Source organism: Xenorhabdus miraniensis, assembly GCF_002632615.1.
Genome location: NZ_NITZ01000003.1, coordinates 237,930 through 259,966, shown reverse-complemented (window position 1 = coordinate 259,966; position 22,037 = coordinate 237,930). Strand labels below are relative to the sequence as shown.

The 22,037-nt window shown below is 40.6% G+C and carries 21 protein-coding genes, 3 pseudogenes and 1 riboswitch; of the genes and pseudogenes, 13 read left to right on the top strand and 11 right to left on the bottom strand.

All coding sequences use genetic code 11. The features are described from left to right. Positions 1 to 36 precede the first annotated feature (36 nt). Complete coding sequence (trhP, locus tag Xmir_RS04730) at positions 37 to 1,413, top strand: prephenate-dependent tRNA uridine(34) hydroxylase TrhP (RefSeq protein ID WP_099113263.1); 1,377 nt, start codon at positions 37 to 39, stop codon at positions 1,411 to 1,413. A gap of 599 nt (positions 1,414 to 2,012) precedes the next feature. Continuing rightward, complete coding sequence (fbaB, locus tag Xmir_RS04725; protein ID WP_099113262.1) at positions 2,013 to 3,062, top strand: class I fructose-bisphosphate aldolase; 1,050 nt, start codon at positions 2,013 to 2,015, stop codon at positions 3,060 to 3,062. A 99-nt stretch (positions 3,063 to 3,161) separates the two neighbouring features. Here the strand turns inward: fbaB and thiD are convergent, their stop codons facing one another. Both thiD and cspE read right to left on the bottom strand, forming a co-directional pair. Next, a complete protein-coding gene (thiD, locus tag Xmir_RS04720; RefSeq protein ID WP_099113261.1) occupies positions 3,162 to 3,959 on the bottom strand; it encodes a bifunctional hydroxymethylpyrimidine kinase/phosphomethylpyrimidine kinase in 798 nt (265 codons plus the stop codon). Positions 3,960 to 4,003: 44 nt separating this feature from the next. Next, positions 4,004 to 4,096, bottom strand: a riboswitch (TPP riboswitch). A gap of 123 nt (positions 4,097 to 4,219) precedes the next feature. After that, positions 4,220 to 4,429 carry a transcription antiterminator/RNA stability regulator CspE gene (gene cspE, locus Xmir_RS04715; protein ID WP_047962061.1) on the bottom strand — a complete coding sequence of 70 codons (210 nt, stop codon included), beginning with the start codon at positions 4,427 to 4,429 and terminating at the stop codon, positions 4,220 to 4,222. Between the two features lie 570 nt (positions 4,430 to 4,999). Here cspE and pagP point away from each other — a divergent pair. Beyond that, the gene (gene pagP / locus Xmir_RS04710) at positions 5,000 to 5,614 is read left to right on the top strand and encodes a lipid IV(A) palmitoyltransferase PagP (protein ID WP_099113260.1); all 615 of its coding nucleotides are present in this window, start codon (positions 5,000 to 5,002) and stop codon (positions 5,612 to 5,614) included. A 193-nt stretch (positions 5,615 to 5,807) separates the two neighbouring features. On the opposite strand, the gene Xmir_RS04705 is transcribed toward pagP, so the two are convergent. Together Xmir_RS04705 and mgrB are read right to left on the bottom strand one after the other, a co-directional pair. Further along, the gene (locus Xmir_RS04705) at positions 5,808 to 7,175 is read right to left on the bottom strand and encodes an amino acid permease (protein ID WP_099113259.1); all 1,368 of its coding nucleotides are present in this window, start codon (positions 7,173 to 7,175) and stop codon (positions 5,808 to 5,810) included. 286 nt (positions 7,176 to 7,461) lie between these two features. Then, positions 7,462 to 7,629, bottom strand: coding sequence for a PhoP/PhoQ regulatory lipoprotein MgrB (gene mgrB / locus Xmir_RS04700; RefSeq protein WP_099113258.1), 168 nt, complete (start codon positions 7,627 to 7,629; stop codon positions 7,462 to 7,464). Between the two features lie 187 nt (positions 7,630 to 7,816). Here mgrB and Xmir_RS04695 point away from each other — a divergent pair, with 187 nt between their 5' ends. Beyond that, positions 7,817 to 8,203 carry a helix-turn-helix domain-containing protein gene (locus Xmir_RS04695; RefSeq protein ID WP_047962082.1) on the top strand — a complete coding sequence of 129 codons (387 nt, stop codon included), beginning with the start codon at positions 7,817 to 7,819 and terminating at the stop codon, positions 8,201 to 8,203. A gap of 121 nt (positions 8,204 to 8,324) precedes the next feature. Here the strand turns inward: Xmir_RS04695 and Xmir_RS04690 are convergent, their stop codons facing one another. Together Xmir_RS04690 and Xmir_RS04685 are read right to left on the bottom strand one after the other, a co-directional pair. After that, complete coding sequence (locus Xmir_RS04690; protein WP_244170857.1) at positions 8,325 to 9,155, bottom strand: N-acetylmuramoyl-L-alanine amidase; 831 nt, start codon at positions 9,153 to 9,155, stop codon at positions 8,325 to 8,327. Positions 9,156 to 9,418: 263 nt separating this feature from the next. Continuing rightward, the gene (locus Xmir_RS04685; protein ID WP_099113256.1) at positions 9,419 to 10,873 is read right to left on the bottom strand and encodes an alanine/glycine:cation symporter family protein; all 1,455 of its coding nucleotides are present in this window, start codon (positions 10,871 to 10,873) and stop codon (positions 9,419 to 9,421) included. Between the two features lie 1,309 nt (positions 10,874 to 12,182). Between Xmir_RS04685 and Xmir_RS04675 the strand changes: the two genes are divergently transcribed. Beyond that, entirely contained in the window at positions 12,183 to 12,665 is a 483-nt protein-coding gene (locus tag Xmir_RS04675) for a PliI family lysozyme inhibitor of I-type lysozyme (RefSeq protein WP_099113255.1), read from the top strand. 111 nt (positions 12,666 to 12,776) lie between these two features. Continuing rightward, the gene (locus Xmir_RS04670; protein ID WP_099113254.1) at positions 12,777 to 13,148 is read left to right on the top strand and encodes a hypothetical protein; all 372 of its coding nucleotides are present in this window, start codon (positions 12,777 to 12,779) and stop codon (positions 13,146 to 13,148) included. Positions 13,149 to 13,620: 472 nt separating this feature from the next. On the opposite strand, the gene Xmir_RS04660 is transcribed toward Xmir_RS04670, so the two are convergent. The 4 genes and pseudogenes from Xmir_RS04660 to Xmir_RS04645 all read right to left on the bottom strand — a co-directional run bounded on the left by Xmir_RS04660 (position 13,621) and on the right by Xmir_RS04645 (position 15,275). Continuing rightward, on the bottom strand, positions 13,621 to 14,022 hold the full coding sequence (locus tag Xmir_RS04660; protein WP_099113253.1) for a putative signal transducing protein: 402 nt from the start codon (positions 14,020 to 14,022) through the stop codon (positions 13,621 to 13,623). Between the two features lie 131 nt (positions 14,023 to 14,153). Then, positions 14,154 to 14,339, bottom strand: a pseudogene (locus tag Xmir_RS04655) (isocitrate/isopropylmalate family dehydrogenase); the annotation flags it as partial. 404 nt (positions 14,340 to 14,743) lie between these two features. After that, positions 14,744 to 14,980: pseudogene (locus Xmir_RS04650) on the bottom strand (type II toxin-antitoxin system YafQ family toxin); the annotation flags it as partial. Positions 14,981 to 15,011: 31 nt separating this feature from the next. After that, the gene (locus tag Xmir_RS04645) at positions 15,012 to 15,275 is read right to left on the bottom strand and encodes a type II toxin-antitoxin system RelB/DinJ family antitoxin (protein WP_099113252.1); all 264 of its coding nucleotides are present in this window, start codon (positions 15,273 to 15,275) and stop codon (positions 15,012 to 15,014) included. 235 nt (positions 15,276 to 15,510) lie between these two features. Here Xmir_RS04645 and Xmir_RS04640 point away from each other — a divergent pair, with 235 nt between their 5' ends. Together Xmir_RS04640 and Xmir_RS04630 are read left to right on the top strand one after the other, a co-directional pair. Next, entirely contained in the window at positions 15,511 to 15,681 is a 171-nt protein-coding gene (locus tag Xmir_RS04640; protein WP_099113251.1) for a DUF4236 domain-containing protein, read from the top strand. 313 nt (positions 15,682 to 15,994) lie between these two features. Continuing rightward, positions 15,995 to 16,157: pseudogene (locus Xmir_RS04630) on the top strand (integrase); the annotation flags it as partial. Positions 16,158 to 16,256: 99 nt separating this feature from the next. On the opposite strand, the gene icd reads toward Xmir_RS04630, so the two are convergent. Next, positions 16,257 to 17,510 (bottom strand): NADP-dependent isocitrate dehydrogenase, encoded by a 1,254-nt coding sequence (gene icd / locus Xmir_RS04625; RefSeq protein WP_099113249.1) that lies wholly within the window; start codon positions 17,508 to 17,510, stop codon positions 16,257 to 16,259. Between the two features lie 140 nt (positions 17,511 to 17,650). Between icd and rluE the strand changes: the two genes are divergently transcribed. The 5 genes from rluE to purB all read left to right on the top strand — a co-directional run bounded on the left by rluE (position 17,651) and on the right by purB (position 21,986). Continuing rightward, positions 17,651 to 18,280: a 23S rRNA pseudouridine(2457) synthase RluE gene (rluE, locus tag Xmir_RS04620; RefSeq protein ID WP_099113248.1), complete on the top strand. Its 630-nt coding sequence runs from the start codon at positions 17,651 to 17,653 to the stop codon at positions 18,278 to 18,280. Then, positions 18,273 to 18,749, top strand: coding sequence for an NUDIX hydrolase (locus Xmir_RS04615; protein WP_099113247.1), 477 nt, complete (start codon positions 18,273 to 18,275; stop codon positions 18,747 to 18,749). Before rluE ends, Xmir_RS04615 begins: the two co-directional genes overlap by 8 nt. An 83-nt stretch (positions 18,750 to 18,832) precedes the next feature. Next, entirely contained in the window at positions 18,833 to 19,936 is a 1,104-nt protein-coding gene (gene mnmA / locus Xmir_RS04610) for a tRNA 2-thiouridine(34) synthase MnmA (protein ID WP_099113246.1), read from the top strand. 2 nt (positions 19,937 to 19,938) lie between these two features. Further along, complete coding sequence (hflD, locus tag Xmir_RS04605) at positions 19,939 to 20,565, top strand: high frequency lysogenization protein HflD (RefSeq protein WP_099113245.1); 627 nt, start codon at positions 19,939 to 19,941, stop codon at positions 20,563 to 20,565. Positions 20,566 to 20,615: 50 nt separating this feature from the next. Then, a complete protein-coding gene (gene purB, locus Xmir_RS04600) occupies positions 20,616 to 21,986 on the top strand; it encodes an adenylosuccinate lyase (protein WP_099113244.1) in 1,371 nt (456 codons plus the stop codon). Positions 21,987 to 22,037: the final 51 nt, after the last annotated feature.

Genomic DNA, 22,037 nt, shown 5'->3' with positions numbered 1-22,037 from the left:
GGGCTGACTTGAACTCAGACCGAGAATGCTAACAATATGTTTACTCCAGAATTACTTTCTCCCGCCGGCTCTTTGAAAAACATGCGTTACGCATTTGCCTATGGTGCAGATGCTATCTATGCCGGCCAACCCCGCTATAGCCTGCGTGTCCGCAATAATGAATTTAACCATGAAACGTTGGCTCAAGGCATTAAAGAAGCCCACGAATTAGGTAAACGTTTTTATGTCGTCGTCAATATCGCACCACATAATGCAAAGCTGAAAACATTTATCCGTGATTTGAAACCTGTTGTGGAAATGGGGCCTGATGCGCTGATTATGTCCGATCCGGGTTTAATCATGATGGTGCGCGAAGCATTTCCTGAAATAGACATTCATCTTTCGGTTCAGGCAAACGCGGTTAACTGGGCTACCGTCAAATTCTGGAAACAAATGGGATTAACGCGTGTCATTCTTTCCCGTGAACTTTCACTGGAAGAAATTGCTGAAATCCGTCAGCAAGTACCAGAAATGGAACTTGAAGTTTTTGTCCATGGCGCACTCTGCATGGCTTATTCTGGTCGTTGTCTGTTATCGGGCTATATCAATAAACGCGATCCCAATCAGGGAACGTGCACTAACGCCTGCCGTTGGGAATACAATGTACAGGAAGGTAAAGAAGATACTGTCGGTAATATTGTTCATATGCACGAGCCTATCCCTGTCAAGAATGTTGAACCCACATTGGGCCAGGGTACTCCAACAGACAAAGTATTCATGATTGAAGAAGCCAAGCGTCCGGGCGAATACATGTCAGCATTTGAAGATGAGCATGGCACTTATATCATGAACTCTAAAGATTTACGTGCGATTGAGCATGTGGAAAGATTGACCGGCATGGGTGTTCACTCATTAAAAATCGAAGGCCGTACAAAATCTTTCTATTATTGTGCCCGCACAGCTCAGGTATATCGCCGTGCCATTGATGATGCTGTTGCCGGAAAACCTTTCGATCCCACTCTCATGACTACTCTGGAAGGTCTGGCACACCGTGGCTATACAGAAGGTTTCCTGCGTCGTCATACCCATGATGCCTACCAGACTTATGAATACGGCTATTCGGTATCGGACACTCAACAATTCGTTGGTGAGCTTACTGGCAACCGAATCAACGGATTGGCCGAAGTCGCCGTGAAGAATAAGTTTCTTGTTGGAGATCAACTGGAGCTCATGACACCATCAGGCAATATTAACTTTACGTTAGAATCCATGACAAATAAGAAAGGTCAGCCAGTGGAAGTCGCACCCGGTGATGGGCATATCGTTTATCTCCCAATTCCTGAAGAAATTGATCTGAATTATGCCTTACTTGTCCGACATTTAAAGAGCGGCAATACCAGAGCTCCTCATTCACAAGAATTTCCAGTGAAATAATTCGAAATGAAGTTTTAAAGAAATTGTTATGTTTTTTTAGAAACAGATCACATCAATACCATTTTATTTCTCGTATTATCTGCTCTGAAAAACGAAGAACTAAAAAAGTTTTACTGTAAGACTAGGAACCACCTCCTTGGCCGGCTCAATCTCCCTTGGGCTGGCCTTTTCTTTTATACAAAAAATAAAAAACAACAATAAATTCAATTAATTAGGGAAATAACCCTTCACTTTAAAAATATAAATTAGCTTAATGTTTTTCAATTTCCAATTGGATACATATTAATCAGAAATTGGTAACATTATTTATTATGAGTAATAAAACCATATAGAATAAATATCATCTGATTTCCTTCAGTTTAATGAAGGAAACTTTAAGAAAACACCGCTCAATTTATTCAATTACAGAATAGACTAATGGTTATTTATCATCATGCCAAATAAGTATTATTTTACTTTACTGTCATGCAGAATGATTAAATTTTAACAACATTTGTATTAACTGAAGCGATCCACTACGGTTTCCCTCTCTGCTTACCTTGTGATCAATATAAATATCAACAACAATCAGCAGCGCCTTTTGCAAACTGGAGTTAATCATGACTGATATCGCTAAGTTGTTAGGAAAAGACGCTGAAAGTTTATTACAACATCACTGCAATACCATTCCACGTGAAAATCTCTATCTCCCCGGCACCGATTTTGTCGATAGGGTGATGATCGAAAATAATCGACCCAATACTGTCTTACGTTCCATGCAGACCTTAATGAATCACGGTCGTCTGGCAGGCACTGGTTATCTCTCAATTTTGCCGGTAGATCAGGGCGTTGAGCATTCTGCGAGTGCTTCTTTTGCCACCAACCCGCTCTATTTTGATCCCAAAAATATCGTTGAATTGGCGATCGAAGCGGGTTGTAACTGTGTTGCTTCAACTTATGGTGTGCTGGCATCGGTTTCTCGCCGTTATGCCCATAAAATTCCGTTCTTAGTGAAACTAAATCATAATGAGACGTTGACCTATCCAGCTCAATATGACCAAACCTTGTATGCCAGTGTCGAACAGGCATTTAACATGGGTGCAGTGGCGGTCGGTGCAACAATCTATTACGGCTCTCCTGAATCACGTCGTCAAATCGAAGAAATCTCTGCCGCATTCGAACGCGCTCATGAACTAGGCATGGTTACTGTGTTATGGGCTTATCTGCGTAATTCTGCTTTCAAAAAAGATGGAGTTGATTACCATACCAGCGCCGACTTAACGGGCCAAGCAAATCATCTGGCAGCAACCATTGGTGCTGATATCGTTAAGCAGAAAATGGCTGAAACTAATGGTGGCTATACGGCTATTGGGTTTGGGCATACTGATAAACGTGTTTATAGCAATTTGACCACTGAACACCCGATTGATCTCGTTCGCTACCAACTTGCTAACTGCTACATGGGGCGCGCTGGATTAATTAATTCTGGTGGTGCTTCTGGCGATAACGATTTGAGTGATTCAGTCCGTACCGCTGTCATCAACAAACGTGCCGGAGGCATGGGGTTGATCCTTGGTCGCAAAGCGTTCAAGAAATCAATGAAAGAAGGCGTTGAGCTAATTCACTCCGTTCAGGATGTTTATCTCGACAAAAAGATCACAATTGCGTAATCCAGCTTTTTTCGCCTTCCATACTCAAGATGGGGATATTCGTATCCCCATTATTTAATACAAGTATTTCATTTAATGACAAGCGGGCACCCACATTATTCACCACCACTGGTAAAAATGGTGGACTGGCCCTATTCCCTGGCCAACTTCGAGGGTATCAGCCTGCGCAAGCGCATTCTGCAAATACATTTTTGCAACAGGCAACGTGCTTTGCCAATCAGGATAACGGGGGCGCAATGCAGCAAGTGCGGCAGACAAAGTACAACCTGTACCATGAGTATTCCGTGTATTCACCCGGGTTGAAGTAAAACGCCATTCGCCTTCAGGAGTAAACAGCCAATCGGGGCTTTCCTTATCGATCAAATGACCTCCTTTCAATAAAACCGCCTGACATCCTATTGAAAGCAATTCACGTCCCTGTTGCAACATATCAGCTTCTGTCTTGGCAAGGGCGCATTTCAGTATGGCAGCGGCTTCCGGTAAGTTTGGTGTGACCAAAGAAACAATTGGCAATAGCTGTTCTACCATTGCCGTAACGGCTTCTGGTAATAATAGCGGATCACCACTTTTTGCCAGCATAACAGTATCCAATACGATATAAGGAATAGGATAACGGCGCAATGATTCAGCCACTATAGCGACATTAGCAGCATTCGATAACATGCCAATTTTGGCGCTATCTATTCTGATATCTGAAAGTACAGATTCGAGTTGGGAAGCAACAAAGAGGGGATCGATATCATAAACTGATTGTACGCCCATTGTGTTTTGGGCAACCAGTGCGGTTATCACAGCCGTGCCATAAGCACCAAGCGCGGAAAAAGTCTTTAAATCGGCCTGAATGCCGGCACCACCGCTAGGATCTGTCCCTGCGATAGTCAGTGAGTTAGTTCTCATTATGGTGATTCCTATCACCAGCCAAAGAAAAGCAGATATCAAAATAGGAGATACCATGACTTCCCTACGCTGGCATTATCCAGATCAGGTAATACGGGTACTTCTCAGCTCAATAAAGAACGCCCCGAGTCAAAATAAAAATCACTCTATTAGTATCCCAATAGAGTGATATTTGCAATAGTTTATTATCAGACAGTAAAACCAGACTGACAATAATACATCTAGCCAGTAATTAAATACTAACCAAAATGAATTTATTACTATAAAGCTGAGACGTTTGCAGCAGCAGGGCCTTTAGGACCATCCTGAATTTCAAACTCAACTTGTTGGCCTTCAGACAATGTTTTAAATCCATCTTTCATAATTGCAGAAAAATGTACAAATACATCTTTGCTACCATCAGCTGGAGTAATAAAACCAAAACCTTTAGACTCGTTGAACCACTTCACGGTACCAGTGATTTTTGCCATTTCAAAAATTTCCTTTGAATCACTTTATTAGCCGACAGGCATAAAAATAAACAAACCAGTATTGGTTGCTGTTATTTATTAACAAAACAGAACTTCGTTTACCCATGTGTTTTATCACATACTCTTTATATAATCGCAAGCCATTTTTTTCAGGTGCTGGAGCTAACGCACATATTTAAAATACTTAACTTCCATACCGATTTGAAATTACACAATAATTTTTAAGTTACATAACTTCATGAATAAATACAAAAAGAAAATTTTAACCCAAGAAACAACTTTAATTAATCTAATATATAATGCTGTTTTTTACGCCTACTATAGGGTAGATCAGAGAGTTATAGTTATCCCGAAGTTCCATTTTGGATAACTATAAAATAATGGTTAAATTCGCACCTATTCATTGAAGCATACAATATAATTATTCTACATATAACCAGATTACTTTTTGTTTATCTTTTATTAAATATTGTTCAATTATAATATTAATTGCTAAAAATTGACTATTCTATCTATATGGTAAACTGATTCCATACAGCTTACTGAAATTAGAGTGGTTGGAGTTTTAAAATGAGGTTTTATTTAGCCACGTCATATGTTCTACCAATAACATTATTTATATCATCAGAGATGGCCTATTCAGGTACCACTCCAGAGCCTGGGACTGTACCGCAGGGAAAAACAGAAAAAGGCTATAAATACATTTATTCTTCCTTATTGGAAAAATTCAGGCGTAATATCTCATCAACATGGAATTCACCAGATAATGACATTTATTTACCCGTAATCACATGGCATAACCGTTTTACCTATGATAAAGAAAAAACAGATAGGTACAACGAAATGCCCTGGGGATTTGGTTACGGCAAATCTCATTACGATAAAGATAACGATTGGCACTCTTTGTATGCGATGGTTTTTATGGACTCACATAATCGTCTTGAGCCTATTATTGGCTACGGGTTTCAAAAAATGTGGGTTCCTAATGGCCTTGATAGTTTCAGAGTGGGCGGAGGGTTTACATTTAGTATTACAGCACGTCATGATTATCAATATATTCCCTTGCCCATACCATTACCGATTTTTTCCATTGAGTATAATAGGCTCTCTTTTCAATCAACCTATATTCCCGGTACATACAATAACGGTAATGTGCTGTTTAGCTGGTTACGTTGGCAATGGTAAATATCTAATATATCGAAATTCATTGGGTATATAACAAAAATTCTCTTAATCAATTGGTTTTCATCTATCACTATGTTTTTTATATTCGTGTTTGTTATATTGATGTTTGTCATATTGGTACTGACAATAATAATCAGCCGGATATCGATATCATACCCGGCTGAAAAACATGCTGAATGGATTAATAGCTAGCTTACTCGTTTGTCTGCTTTTTTGCTCTAGCCACCAAGTAACCCACCCACAATACACCAATCCAGAATGGCATCAGAATAACTGAAATACGAATTGCTGGCATCATCAGAATAATGATGAGAATGAACGCCAAGAATGCCAGACACAGGTAGTTCCCGAATGGATACCATAATGCCCGAAATTGGGTCTTAACACCTTCTTTGTTCTTAGCCGCGCGGAATTTCAGGTGAGCAAAACAAATCATAATCCAGTTAATGACCAACGTTGTCACCACCAATGACATCAGCAACTCAAATGCCTTACCGGGCATAATATAGTTAATCAACACACCAATCGATGTTGCTAAGGCCGATAAACCAATGGACAAGACAGGTACACTACGTTTATTAACTTTTGTCAGAATGCGGGGAGCATTACCTTGTTTAGCCAAACCATATAACATTCGGCTATTACAATACACACCACTGTTATAAACAGATAATGCAGCCGTAAGTACCACCACGTTTAGGATGTTCGCTACCCAAAAGCTATCCATATCATGGAAGATTAAAACGAATGGGCTACCACCTTCTACTACGTTCTGCCAAGGGTAAAGTGCAAGCAAAATAGCCAGTGAACCGATATAAAACAGCAAGATTCGATAAACAACCTGATTGGTTGCTTTTGGTATATTTTTCTCAGGATGTTCCGCTTCCGCCGCAGTAATTCCCACGGTTTCCAGCCCACCAAATGAAAACATGATTACCGCCATCGCCATAATCAAGCCAGTAACCCCATTTGGCATAAAACCGCCCTGCTGCCATAAATTGGTTATGCTTGCCTGTGGACCGCCATTACCGCTAACCAGTAAATAGCTTCCAAAGATAATCATGCCGATAATTGCAGTAACTTTGATGATAGAAAACCAAAATTCGGTTTCACCGTATAACCGAACATTAATCAGATTAACAAGGTTAATCAGTACAAAGAATATTGCAGCAGAAACCCATGTCGGAACCTCTGGCCACCAATATTGGATATACATACCAACGGCGGTTAATTCTGCCATGCCGACCAGAATGAACATTGCCCAGTAATTCCAGCCCGATAGAAAACCAGCAAAGTTTCCCCAGTATTTATAAGCAAAATGGCTAAATGACCCCGCAACAGGCTCCTCAACGACCATCTCCCCTAGCTGTCGCATAATCAAAAATGCAATAAATCCAGCAATCGCATATCCGAGAAGTACCGAAGGGCCAGCCATTTTTATCGTTTGGGCAATGCCCAGAAATAATCCTGTTCCTACTGCACCACCGAGGGCAATAAGCTGAATATGCCTATTTTTTAAACCACGCTTAAGCGTCGTTTGTTGTTCTTGTTGTCCTGCCATCTAGTCCTCTTTTTGCGATGCTTGGAACCTGTCTCATTAAAAGCCATTTTATTTGTTGCTCTTAGACCTGAGTAGCGTAAAAAAATCCACCTGCCTCCCAATTCTCACAAAATTTTTCGAATCTAAATTACTTCAATTATTGTAATAATTGGGCTATCCCCTGACTTAACGCGATATTTAGTCTGTTAATTAGAATCAGGTGGATATTAAAACATCATTTACAAAGAATGAATACCACGAATGTATGTTAACACACATGTAAGCAGGAAAATGATTAGGATGCTCATCAAAAAGGTAAATATCGAGTAATAGAACAAATACCTAATTCGAATTGTCCATGACCATGTCCTTGATCACCGTGTACGGTACCTTGCTCACAATGTACGTCCAGTGCCAGTAAATACAAAAATAGACATACTAATATCAAGCACAAAATTAATACTATTACTTTCATATTCAATTAGGCCACCTTAGAATGATTTCATTGTAGTTAATGTTATAATCAAATATTATAGGGGGTTTTATATGATAAAACATTCAAATTTTAATTCAGTCATTACTGAACCTCGCAATGATCGATTTTGTCATCTTGAAAAGAAGTTGTGTATACTTCCCCAACCTTCAACCAATTTAAAATTGTAATGCCACAAGATAACCACTTAGCACTTGTATGCGCACTGAGTAAATGGATAGAAAACCATCTTGGCCGTGTCATTCATCTTGAAGAGCTTGCTGCTTACTCTGGCTATTCACTTTGGCACATGCAGAAAATATTCAAAGAAGTCACAGGGATATCGCTTGGCAAATACATTCGTCAGAGACGCTTGGCTGGTGCAGTTTCCCTACTGAGAAACAGTTCATTGCCAATTTTTGATATTGCCCTGGACTTCGGCTTCGGCTCTCAATCTCACTTCACATATATGTTCCGTAAAGAATATGGCATTACACCTTATGATTTTCGCCAAAGTATAGATATTGAACTTGAAGTTAAACTTCCATTGCATCTGACTTACAACTGCGAATCATAAAGCTTGATATTGTCAGCGGCCATTGAATGGCCGCTCCTGCATGCCCCTTCACTATTCCTTTTGCTAAATAACACTATGTTATTTTGTTATTTTTCTTTTCCGATACATTAAGCATATACGGTTATCGATATTTTTCGACCAATGCCAAAGCAATCGCTTCTGTTTCTGCATCAGGACGACCACTGATATCTGACGGGCGAAAATGCATCTGAAATGCTTGGATAGTTTTGTGGGTTGCATCATCCAGTAAACCCGTCTGAGGGATGCTATAACCATAATAAGCTAAGGCTTTCTGTATTGACAGAACAGATGCGGGTACATCAGGAGCCCTTCCAGCCAAATGTTTATTGACCGTCACATGATCAGGCCAAGCACCGATCCCTTGTTCATAAAGTAATTGCCACGGGAAAGCAGGCCCAGGATCTTCTTTTCTAAGTGGTGCTATATCACTATGACCAACAACATTCACCGCCTTGATTTGATAACGCTGAATAATATCTTTTGCCAATCGAATCACTGCATCAATTTGTGATGGGTGATATAAACACCACTCTTTTTTGATAAAATGTTGCTTAAATCCACAATTAACAATTTCAATACCAATAGAATAGCGGTTTAGGCTTTGGTATCCATCCCATTCACTTTTTCCCGCATGCCATGCCCTTTCCTTTTCTGAAACCAATTGAAAAATAATCGGTTCTTCATTCTCATATTTTGGTTGAGAGGGAATAAGATAATGCGCGCTGACCTTTCCACCCGTTAATACCTGTAGAGAGCGTCTGTCATCTAAAGCCGTATAATGCAAAACAAGGAAATCAACTGAATCAATATGCTGCTTAGTTGAATAAGGATAGGAATGTTCAACAATATAACTGTTTCTGTCTTCACGCTCAGGGGAATAAGCGCAGCCAATCAACAGAGTGATAAACACGCATGCTATTAATATTCTTATCATGATTGGTCAGCTATTTTAAAAAAAGGTAACGTTATGATGACTATATCGTAGATGAAACTAAAATAGATGTGATGTTTTTTACTTTCAAGCATGATTTTAAGAACAAATAAAAGCCGGGCATTTGTGAAATGGCCAAAATGCCCGGCTGATAACATTATTTTATATGAGTAATACCTTGTTACGGTTTTAGTCTATTACTCATCATCTTTCGAGTTGCTGCTTTATTAGCGGCATCCGCAATCTATTGGGATATCCCCGTACTAACGAGTATCTTTCCCGCTGTTATGCACAGCATCATTATCCCAGATACCTTTTTCAACTTGTTGCTGAATTTCTGGGTAAGAGTTGATATTGAATGTGGGTAACTGACCCAATTTTCTCTGTCGGTTATAGTCTTTGGCTAATTTTATCGCAATACCTGACAATAGCAGTATGGCAATCAAGTTAACAATAGCCATACAAGCCATTGATAAATTTGCCATACTCCAAACCACAGGGACTTCTGCCAATGAACCAAACATCACCATTCCCAACGCAGCCAATCGCAGAATGAATAAGCCGGCTGTGTGGTTGCGTTCCAGGAATATCATGTTGCTTTCAGCATAAGCATAATTAGCAATGATCGATGTGAAAGCAAAGAAGAAAATAGCAATAGCAATGAAGGTTGTTCCCCAATGCCCAACCGCTGATGACAATGCTCTCTGAGTCAGTTCAATTCCGCTGATAGCCGTGACGTTTTCGTTGAGAATTCCAGAAGAGAGGATGATGACAGCCGTTGCACTACAGATAACGATGGTATCCATAAATACCCCCAACATCTGCACATAACCCTGAGAGGCAGGATGTGGTGGGTAGGGAGAAGCTGACGCTGCCGCATTTGGCGCAGAACCCATCCCTGCTTCATTCGAAAATAATCCGCGTTGAACACCCTGAAGCATTGCCTGAGAGATGCCGTAGCCTAATGTTCCGGCTATCGCTTCCTGAAGGCCAAAGGCACTTCTGAAAATTAATGCGAATACATCTGGAATGCGTTCAATATTGTGACCAACAACCCAAAATGCCAGTATTAAATAAGCCCCCGCCATAAATGGTACAACTAATTCCGCTACCCGGGCGATGGAACGCAACCCGCCGAAAATAATTACGCCACTGATGATGACTAATACAATACCGACATAAAGAGGTTTAACATTAAAGGCAAAGGCAGCCGCTTCCGCAATTGAGTTTGCCTGAACGGCATTAAATACAAGACCAAACGCGATAATAAGGAAAAATGAAAATAACACTCCCATCCATCGCTTCTTGAGCCCCTTCTCCATATAGTAGGCAGGGCCACCTCGATAATTCCCTTGATCGTCTTTCGTCTTGTACAACTGGGCAAGCGTGCTTTCCACAAAGGAAGTTGCCATACCAATGAATGCCACTACCCACATCCAGAAAATAGCCCCTGGTCCCCCGGCAGTAATTGCAATAGCAACCCCTGCTAAGTTACCGGTTCCTACACGGGCAGCAAGACTAGTACATAAAGCCTGAAAAGATGAAATGCCAGAATTATCTGATTTATTACTATTCTTCAGAACTGAAAACATGTGGCCAAAATGGCGAAGTTGTATAAAACCAGAACGCAGTGTGAAGTAGAGACCAACCCCAAGCAGCAGGTATATTAATACATAGTCCCAAAGAATGTTGTTAATGAAGTTAATCGGATCCGTCAAGATATTTTCCCCTTACTAATTAAAACATTAGCTGACCATAATGCAGTATCCGGCGAAATTTTGTTGTGCTTAATTTCCTTTATTAATTAACAAGTAATACAATTCTGTATACAAAAAACACAGAGATACTAGCCAGTAAAAACGAAAAGAATGTAACACAAGATCTATTTCAATGGGTAACTTTTAATGAATTTTTTACATTTACTTTAGTGTTACTGAACATTTATTTTGGTGTTCATAATGTCTCACTCCCCATTTCAAGCCTGTTTGACTCATTTTGCAAACAATAAATACAAGAATTTTCCTTTCCTATATATAAGCAAGGAGCATTAATTGATTAACAATTCAATCCAAAATAAGAAACAATTTAATAACCAAATGAAAACCATAATAAAACAATATCAACGCAATAACCATACAAAAAGAGAGTGTTAATCAAAAGTTCTTAAGGCCAAATTAAACAATGTACCGAACAAATTTAGATGATCACACTGGGTGATATCACTCACATAGCAATAATCCAATTCATTAAAAACCACAAAATAATTACAAAATTTAATATTGAAATTTCTAATATTTTCGAAAACATATAGCAATAATTTTCTTCAAATGAGATTATTAAATTTTAATACTGTGATAGTTGGAAAAAGCCACCATCCCATATTAAAATTTTCAATTGTTATTTTTACGGTAGGAAACCACAATAATAAGTAAATAACATGTTAATATTCCACTATCTGGCCATCAGGTAATCTGCAAGTGAGGTTATAATTGATGTTAGAGCGCAAAAGAAAAAACCCCGCGGACAACATACTGCCCAAGCGAGTTTATAGAGGAAAATCAAAGTATGAATATCATCCTGCAACAGGTGGATCAATCTCTATCTGTTGTTTGAGTTCACCTGTATCCGTTGTTTAGAAAGAGTACAATAAGATTGTCGAAAAAATAGAAAAAAACAGCACGTAGAGCTTAATATATGTTGAAGTTAATGAAGAAACGGGAGTCACCACTCCCGTTGATGCCCATGGCTTTATTCCATTTGAACAAAATTCATTAAATACATCAAAAATAACCTATACCACAAAATATTTTTCCATTCCTTATCGTAATGAATTTCATTTCTCAAAGCCCTCGGAAAAATCAGATAATCTTATGTTTTATTTCCGATATTTAAGCACTATAGCGTTGGCTCCAAATAGATTCCGAATTACACTTTTACTAAAAATATGGTCTTTCAAAATTCGTGCTACTCTATAAATCTCATCCTATGAGTATATCGAACAAGATAGTAAACAATGGAGTATTGCTTATGTGTATAAGTAAGAGCCTAAAAACTATTGTTATTTCCTCTCTAACCGTCCTGTTTTTATCAGTACCAGCTATCGCAAAGGATGGAGCATTGATTAACTTACCTGATAAACGATTTGCTGTTATATCAGTCGGTGATTTGGAAAGTGAATCAATTGGCAGCTATTCAATCGCTGTTTTCAAAGATAAAGAGCTCTCAGAATTTGAAACTGGAGCCATTTTTTCCCGTGACGGTTCAGTGTTTGATGATAACAATAAGCCCAGAATTACATTTGCAGACATCAACGATGATGGTGCCAAAGAATTAATCGTCACCAAGCTTTCGGTAGGATCTGGGAATTATCTGGAAGTTGATGCGCTCAAAATTACTGACAAAAATGTTAACCTTCTTACTCGCATCAATATAAACGGTAAGAATGATCCCGTTAAAACACTCCGTGCATTATGTAAAAGAGGTCAGTGTGTAGAGCAGAAACACCAATAAACACATATTTAACAAGTCCGATTTTCTACCGGGATTCGGCACAAACAATGAATAATGTACTATTGTTAATGTTGTCACCACTATCATGGTATAGTCGATCAAGAGGAAATTATGAAACGTCTTTTACTGCCACTTTTCCTTGCCCCGTTCTTCTCTTATGCCGCACAGGCGAATGTAGATAAAACAGTAGAAACCTATTGTGATTTGTTTGGAAAAGTCTCTGTTGAAGCATTTAAAACCAATGCCTCACCTGATGCGATAGCCCAAAAAGCTTTTAGTGAATTAAGCAATAAGGGGTTCGATCTCAAAGAAATCCATAGCAACAAGAATGAGTTTATTGCATCTATCAAACAAACCGTCACAGAAGTCAGAAAAAATAAACAGGCATTCCCGAGTCCCCGCCATTTTGATGAATCATTGGATAAATCAGTCAAAGCCTGCAAAGAGCAAACAAAGCACTCCTTATCTCAGGGGGTTAAATAAACTTCCTATAGAGCGACTGACTCATGTCGTCGCTCTATTTCACTAATATCTATATCCATCGTCTTTCAAATTGTTGCTTTGTTGACTGTGCTACAACTTGAAATCTGTCAGGTAGATATCAACTCTGTGGAATAAATTCCATTCCGATAAAAGTACGCACTGCATTTCCTCTTTCAATCTGATGGTGAAATATCCGTCTTTTCGCTCTGTTCCATGAGCAAGAGAAAACAAATTTTGCTCACTAGGTAGCAGTTGCATGAAGATTTAATAAGTTTGCTTTCAATTTCAATTGGTTATTAATTAGGGTGCAATTTTAGCACCTTACAACTGCGTTCATATCCATTATCACAAGACATTTCTAATAACGGACATACATCATTTACTGTTTTTCCTGATATTCTCCTGTTATATAAAATCGCCATAACATTGAAAATATTTACCGTCAAAAATCCGCACGTTCAGGTTATTATAATTACAGAGAAGAATAAGCATCAAATTTTAAAGGTAAAGCTATGCCTGTTGTCAAAAACAAAGAAAGAACTAAAAAAATGTTTATTAGCATCGTAAAAGAATATCGAGGTGATGATAATTTTCTTTTTTCTAAACCCGATTGTTTTCCATCTAAAAGATACTGATTATCTTCAATTTTAAAAAATATCTCTTTCGCCCGCTCAATATCACAGTGATGGACAAGGAGTTTCACCCCTCCAAATGCCTGAGAACACATGTAATTATTCCATATGATATTTTCATCTATCACTACCGCACAAATGCCTTCTGATAACATTCTACCCAAGATAATGTGAGCATCTATTGGTGACAGAAAATTTGCTAATAACCGCATATTTCCTCTCTGAGGATAGCTGTTCCACATAAGCGCACCATAGTGAGATAAGTTATCAACAAGTATAAGCCATTACTGGATATCTATTCTAAGAAATTGCAGGGAATAAAAAATTAACGGGAACCATTAAACTCCCGTTATCTATTCAGTTACGCAATCAATTACATGTGAGAGATGATTGCATCACCGAACTCACTGCATTTAAGCAATTTAGCGCCATCCATCAGGCGTTCGAAATCGTAAGTGACGGTCTTGGCAGCGATTGCGCCTTCCATTCCCTTAACGATGAGATCAGCCGCTTCGAACCAGCCCATATGACGTAACATTATATAGTCAGAATATACATAACAATTTGGATTTAATTATTTTCATTTGAAAGCTAAGAAAGACCACTGACTGGCTATATATAACCACATGATTTAACAAGAAGTTATCGGCGCACTCACTACCCGATATTGGTTCTGGTATTGCAGTGATATTACGCTACCAGCAAGTAAAAGGGAGATACCATATTGATTGAATATGCCTCAATAATTACCAAACAGCGTATTTATTAATGTAGCACCGCCCAGACTGATACCCTCATCCATTGCGACGCTAGGAACTCCCTTCCAATTGGGTATATCTGGCATTCCAAACATATCTCACCTGTTTTTAGATGTAAAAAAAAGCCGCAGTTAAGCGGCGTATACGAAAAAAGACGTGAGAAGTGAGCTGTATTCAGGTTGGTTCTGTTTCTGTCAAAGAGATGCTATAAACCAAGCTCTGAGTGAGAGCCAAGGCGGACAAGGCGCAATGTGCCAGCGTCTGGCTTCTGATAAGTCAATATCAAGTCAGGTTTAATGTGACAGTCTCGAAAATCCGTCCAATCACCAGAAAGGGCATGATCACAATATTTCGGATCCAGTGGAGTATCAGAAGCCAATAACTCAATCACCGACATAAGGGATTCATCAAGAATTTCACGATGTCGGCCTTTCTTTTCCCTCTTGAAATCACGCTAAAACTGGCTCGTGTAGTCAGTCGCCCGCATTGAGATCTGCCATCAAATCTTTAACTGTAGAGAATGATTTACCGCAACCTTTACGGGCTTCTTTCATTGCGGCTATTGTTGTCTCATTCGGTATCAAAGGTTCAAACGGTAACGCTTTTTCCCTTGCTACTCGCGTTAACATCATACGAACTGCATCTGATACAGTCAGCCCCATTGCAGCTAAAACGGCAGCAGCTTCTGCCTTAATTTCACCGTCAATACGGGTTTGTACTAACTGGTTTGTAGCCATAATAAAATACCTCATTGAATGACGTTGTCATTAAATTGTAATTCAATGAATATCTATTATCAACTTTAATGGATGAAAAATGACCCCTTGCGGGGCTTAAGGCCACCCTTGTTTTGCAATTTACTAGAGTTAGGTTTGGCCTTGATGGTCGAAATCTTTGCCACTGAATATCTCGTTAGACTGCACTATAAACATTAGAAATATTCTAAATAAAACAATGTAATGCGAGGTAATTATGGGCTTTAAATTCAGAAAACGAATCAAAATAGCTCCTGGAATATACATTAACACTAGCAAGAGTGGTGTCAGTACTTCTATTGGAGGTATCCCATTGAGGCAAACAGGGCAGCTAAGCAAGCAATTTTCCTCAGCATTAGTAATGCCTCAAATCCAGTTAGCCATTTAGTTCTCCTCTGGACGTAAAAAAGGCCGCATAAGCGACCACGTTACAACTAATTCACTATTTTTTAACAAGTTAATTCTGTCTTATTTATACCCATATATACTTTGTCTTTTAGTCTGACGTAGACCCTATATTGAGGATAACAGGCATCATCCTTGATGCTTTTGAATTTCGTAAAAAATGACGATAACTTTAGGGAGTATTTCGAATATGAATATGAACACGGTGGTTATTCCGAATGACGTACGTGTAGAAATGACATCCCTTTTTACTCTTATATAAAATACCGCCTCAAACCACGCACTATCAAAATCGGGGAGAAGGAACTCCAGCAACTTTCCATGAACAACACTCATTGTCGGAGCGTCTATACCGCGAACAAGGTGTCAATACGAAAGATTTAAAGGCATAAAACACAACAACAGACCGATAAATACCATGATGACCGTGGTAAAAGTTGGATAAAAATTGTCGCCTGAGTCGTTCAAAATTTGATAGATTTTGATAACCGTTTCATACGTGATAATAAACTAACGGGAACCATTAAGCTCCCGTTATTTATTCAGTTACGCAATCAATTACATGTGAGAGATGATTGCATCACCGAACTCACTGCATTTCAGCAGCTTAGCGCCATCCATCAGGCGTTCGAAATCGTAAGTGACGGTCTTGGCAGCGATTGCGCCTTCCATTCCCTTAACGATGAGATCAGCCGCTTCTAACCAACCCATATGGCGTAACATCATCTCAGCGGAGAGAATGACAGAACCCGGATTGACTTTATCCTGACCCGCATATTTAGGTGCAGTACCGTGTGTTGCTTCGAACAATGCACACTCGTCACCAATGTTTGCACCCGGAGCGATACCGATACCGCCGACTTGCGCAGCCAAGGCATCAGAAATGTAGTCACCATTCAAGTTCATACAAGCGATAACGTCGTATTCAGCAGGGCGAAGCAGAATTTGTTGCAGGAAAGCATCTGCAATCACATCCTTGATGATAATGTCTTTGCCACTCTTAGGATTTTTGATCTTAACCCACGGGCCGCCATCCAGAAGTTCTCCGCCAAATTCAGTGCGGGCCAATTCATAACCCCAATCTTTAAAGGCACCCTCAGTGAATTTCATGATGTTGCCTTTATGAACCAGAGTCACGGATTCACGATCATTATCAATAGCGTATTCAATTGCAGCACGCACCAAGCGTTTAGTGCCCTCTTCTGAACAAGGCTTCACGCCGATGCCACACTGTTGAGGGAAACGAATTTTGCTAACACCCATTTCATCTTGCAGGAATTTGATGACTTTGTCCGCTTCCGCTGAACCGGCTTTCCACTCGATACCCGCATAGATATCTTCAGCATTTTCGCGGAAAATGACCATATCAGTCAGCTCAGGCTGTTTAACAGGGCTTGGTGTACCTTGATAGTAACGAACCGGGCGCAGGCAGACATACAGATCCAATTGCTGGCGCAGCGCCACGTTCAGCGAGCGGATGCCGCCACCGACTGGCGTTGTCAGAGGGCCTTTGATAGCAACACGGTATTCACGGATCAAATCCAGTGTTTCATCTGGCAACCAAACATCTTTACCATAAACATGTGTGGATTTTTCACCTGTGTAGATTTCCATCCAAGAAATTTTGCGCTCGCTGCTATAAGCTTTCTGAACAGCAGCATCCACAACTTTCAGCATGACCGGCGTAACATCAACACCAATGCCATCCCCTTCGATATAAGGGATTACAGGGTTATTCGGAACATTTAATTTACCTTTGGCATCGATAGTAATTTTTTTACCTTCCGCCGGAACAACTACTTTGCTTTCCATTAACCTCTCCTTTCAAATAAACGCAATGCCTTGTTAAATTTTTGTAAGGGACGTGTCAATACTACTTGAATATTCTGCAAACGCCAATGGTCACAGATTTAAGGTATAATACGCACCCTAATTTTTCGCGATGGCTTATCATGACAAATATCTCTTTTAAAAAACGCCAACTTAACCGATTCAGCCAAAGAAAAAATAACAATACGATAAAAAAATTAACAGGTCCTCGTCGGGTATTAATCTTTAACAAACCTTATGATGTTCTTCCCCAGTTCACCGATGAAATGGGAAGAACAACGTTAAAAGATTTTATTCCGTTTACTGATGTTTATGCCGCAGGTCGTTTGGATCGCGACAGCGAAGGGTTACTCGTGTTAACCAATGACGGTAAATTGCAAGCCAGGTTGACTCAACCTCACAAAAAAACAGCTAAAGTTTATTATGTTCAGGTAGAAGGCATTCCTGATGAGGCAGCTCTGGATAAGCTGCGCAATGGCGTCACGTTAAAAGATGGTCCGACACTACCTGCCGGCGCAGAACGAGTGGAAGAACCAGAATGGCTCTGGAAACGAATGCCACCCATTCGAGAGCGAAGAAATATTCCCGTAAGCTGGCTCAAGATAACGCTATATGAAGGCCGTAACCGTCAGGTACGCAGAATGACTGCTCATGTTGGTTTTCCCACATTGCGCCTAATTCGTTTCAGTATGGGTTCGATACAATTAAGCTCATTGTCCCCCGGAGAATGGAGAGAAATTAATCTTGTTTAGTCCACATATCACTGTTGCTTGTATTGTACATGCAGAAAATAAATTTCTGGTTGTCGAAGAACTAATCAATGGTAAATCTCTCTGGAACCAGCCTGCTGGTCATCTTGAAGCCGGAGAAACATTGCAGGAAGCCGCTGAACGGGAATTGTGGGAAGAAACAGGGATTCGTGCTCAACTACAGGCATTTTTAAAACTATATCAATGGATTGCTCCCGATGGAACGCCATTTATCCGTTTTCTGTTCTTGGTTGAAATGGAAAAAATCATTGATACTAATCCACAAGATGACGATATCCATTGCTGCCACTGGTTAAGCGCAGAAGAAATTATTAACAGTTCTCAACTACGCTCACCACTGGTCGCTGAAAGTATTCACTGCTACTTAGAACACAAGGCGTATCCTCTATCGATATTGGACAGTTACGGCCCCCCTTTTGAAAATGGCCGCATAAATAAAAAAATCGAATAGAAAGAACGTGAGACGTTTGATGCACCACAGCCACCAACGTGCTAAAGTATTGCGTTTGTTTTTTTCCGCAGTGAGATATATCCATGTCAGATAACAGCCAGAAAAAAGTCATTGTCGGAATGTCCGGCGGTGTTGATTCATCAGTTTCCGCCTACCTTCTGCAACAGCAGGGCTACCAGGTAGCTGGCCTGTTCATGAAAAACTGGGAAGAAGACGATGGTGAAGAGTATTGCTCGGCAGCCGCCGATCTTGCCGATGCGCAAGCCGTTTGTGACAAACTGGGCATTGAACTGCATACCATCAATTTTGCAGCCGAATATTGGGACAATGTATTTGAACATTTTCTTGCTGAATATAAAGCTGGCAGAACCCCAAATCCGGACATTCTTTGCAATAAAGAGATCAAATTCAAAGCGTTTCTAGAGTTTGCCGCTGAGGATTTGGGTGCTGACTACATTGCAACCGGGCACTATGTCCGTCGCCGGGATGTCGATGGCATTAGCCAATTGCTTCGCGGTCTGGATGGCAATAAAGATCAAAGCTATTTCTTATATACCTTAAGTCACCAGCAGGTTGCCAAGAGTCTATTCCCCGTTGGCGAACTCGAAAAACCTGAAGTACGCCGCATTGCCGAAGAGCTCGGTCTGATCACAGCAAAGAAAAAAGATTCGACTGGTATCTGCTTTATTGGTGAACGCAAATTCCGTGATTTTCTGGGACGCTATTTGCCTGCCCAACCGGGCCCAATTATGACAGTCGACGGGCAAACTATCGGCCAGCATTCTGGCTTGATGTATCATACACTGGGCCAACGCAAAGGATTGGGGATCGGCGGAACGAAGGATGGCAGTGAAGAACCATGGTATGTTGTTGATAAAGATGTCGAAAACAATACGCTGGTTGTTGCTCAAGGCCATGAACATCCTCGCCTGATGTCTGTTGGTTTGATTGCACAGCAACTTCATTGGGTTGATCGCCAACCATTGAAGACAAAAATTCGTTGTGTAGTGAAAACACGCTACCGTCAGCACGATATTCCCTGCACTATTGTTCCCCTAAGCGAAGATAAAATTGAAATCCGTTTTGATAGCCCTGTTGCCGCTGTCACTCCCGGCCAATCAGCCGTGTTTTATCAAGATGAGATCTGTCTCGGTGGTGGCGTGATCGAACAACGTATACAGGAGTAATTGTGGCTAAAAATTATTACGACATTACACTGGCGCTGGCAGGTATCTGCCAGTCAGGTCGTCTGGTACAAAAGCTTGCTCATGAAGGCCAGTGCGATAATGATGCTTTTGAAATGATGCTCAACAGTATTTTGAATATGAACCCGGCATCCACATTGGATGTTTTTGGCAACAATGCCTGCAACCTTCGCATTGGCCTTGATGCTATGCTGGGCATGTTCAATGGCTCACATAGCGGTGTTTCTGCCGACCTTACCCGCTATATGCTGGGTTTAATGGCTCTGGAACGTCATCTGAGTAAAAATCAATCTGCTGCTAATGAATTAGCAAATCGCATCAATCAGTTAGAACGTCAGCAAGCCTATTTTGAACCTATGTCAGAAGGAATGCTCAACGCTCTTGCAGGGATTTATGTCGACGTCATCAGTCCACTGGGGCCTCGTATCCAAGTTACAGGGTCGCCTGATGTATTACGTAATACACTCATTCAGGCAAAAGTCAGATCCGTTTTACTGGCGGGCATTCGCAGTGCCGTTTTATGGAAACAGGTTGGCGGTACTCGCCTGCAAATCATGTTTTCCCGTCAGCGCCTGATCAAACAGGCAAAAGATATTCTTGCTCGTTGTTAAACAAAATTATTAGACACAAATTGTTAAATAAAATCCGGGAGTTGCTACCAATGGAATTATCCTCACTGACCGCTGTTTCTCCAATTGATGGCCGTTACGGCGATAAAGTCAGCGCGCTACGCGCCATTTTTAGTGAGTTCGGCTTACTGAAATTTCGTGTGCAGGTCGAAGTACGTTGGCTGCAAAAACTGGCCGCTACAGCAGAAATCAAAGAGGTTCCTGCTTTTGACGCCAACGCAAACGCTTACCTTGATGAAATTATTGCAAATTTCAATGAACAGGATGCGTTGCGTATCAAAGAAATTGAACGCACAACTAACCATGACGTTAAGGCTGTTGAATATTTTCTGAAAGAAAAAGTCGCGCATATTCCAGCCTTGCATCAAGTTGCGGAATTTATTCATTTTGCCTGCACGTCAGAAGATATCAATAACCTGTCACATGCGTTGATGCTTAAAACTGCCCGTGAAGAAGTTTTACTGCCTCAGTGGCGTCAGTTGATCGACACCATCACGCGTATGGCGCACGATTATCGCGATCTTCCTCTGCTATCACGTACTCACGGGCAACCAGCGACTCCTTCTACCGTCGGCAAGGAGCTGGCTAATGTCGCTTATCGTATGGAACGCCAATGCCGTCAGCTCAGTCAAGTAGACATTCTGGGTAAAATCAACGGAGCAGTCGGTAACTATAATGCGCACCTGTCAGCCTATCCACATATTGACTGGCATCAATTCAGCGAATCATTTGTGACTTCTCTGGGTATCCAATGGAATCCGTATACCACCCAGATCGAACCTCATGACTACATTGCAGAACTGTTTGACTGTGTAGCGCGTTTCAATACCATTCTGCTCGATTTTGATCGCGATATCTGGGGTTATATCGCCCTGAATCACTTCAAACAAAAAACCATTGCTGGGGAAATCGGCTCTTCCACCATGCCACATAAAGTCAACCCGATTGATTTCGAAAACTCAGAAGGAAATCTGGGATTGGCAAACGCCGTTTTGGGGCACCTTGCCAGCAAACTTCCTGTTTCCCGTTGGCAGCGTGACCTAACGGATTCAACCGTACTGCGCAATCTTGGTGTAGGTCTGGGATATGCTTTGATTGCTTATCAATCCACCATGAAAGGGTTGAGTAAGTTGGAGGTTAATGAACAGCACCTACTGAATGAACTGGATCACAACTGGGAAGTGCTGGCGGAGCCTATTCAGACTGTTATGCGCCGTTATGGCATTGAAAAACCTTATGAAAAATTGAAGGAATTGACGCGCGGCAAACGTGTTGATGCTGAAGGAATGAAAACGTTCATCAATGGCCTTGAACTTCCTGAAGCGGAAAAAGAACGCCTCAAATCCATGACACCAGCAAACTACATTGGTTATGCCACTTTGCTGGTTGATAAGTTGAAATAAACTTTTTTCATGCAAATGGGCGGAGTATATCCCGCCCATATTCAATACGCC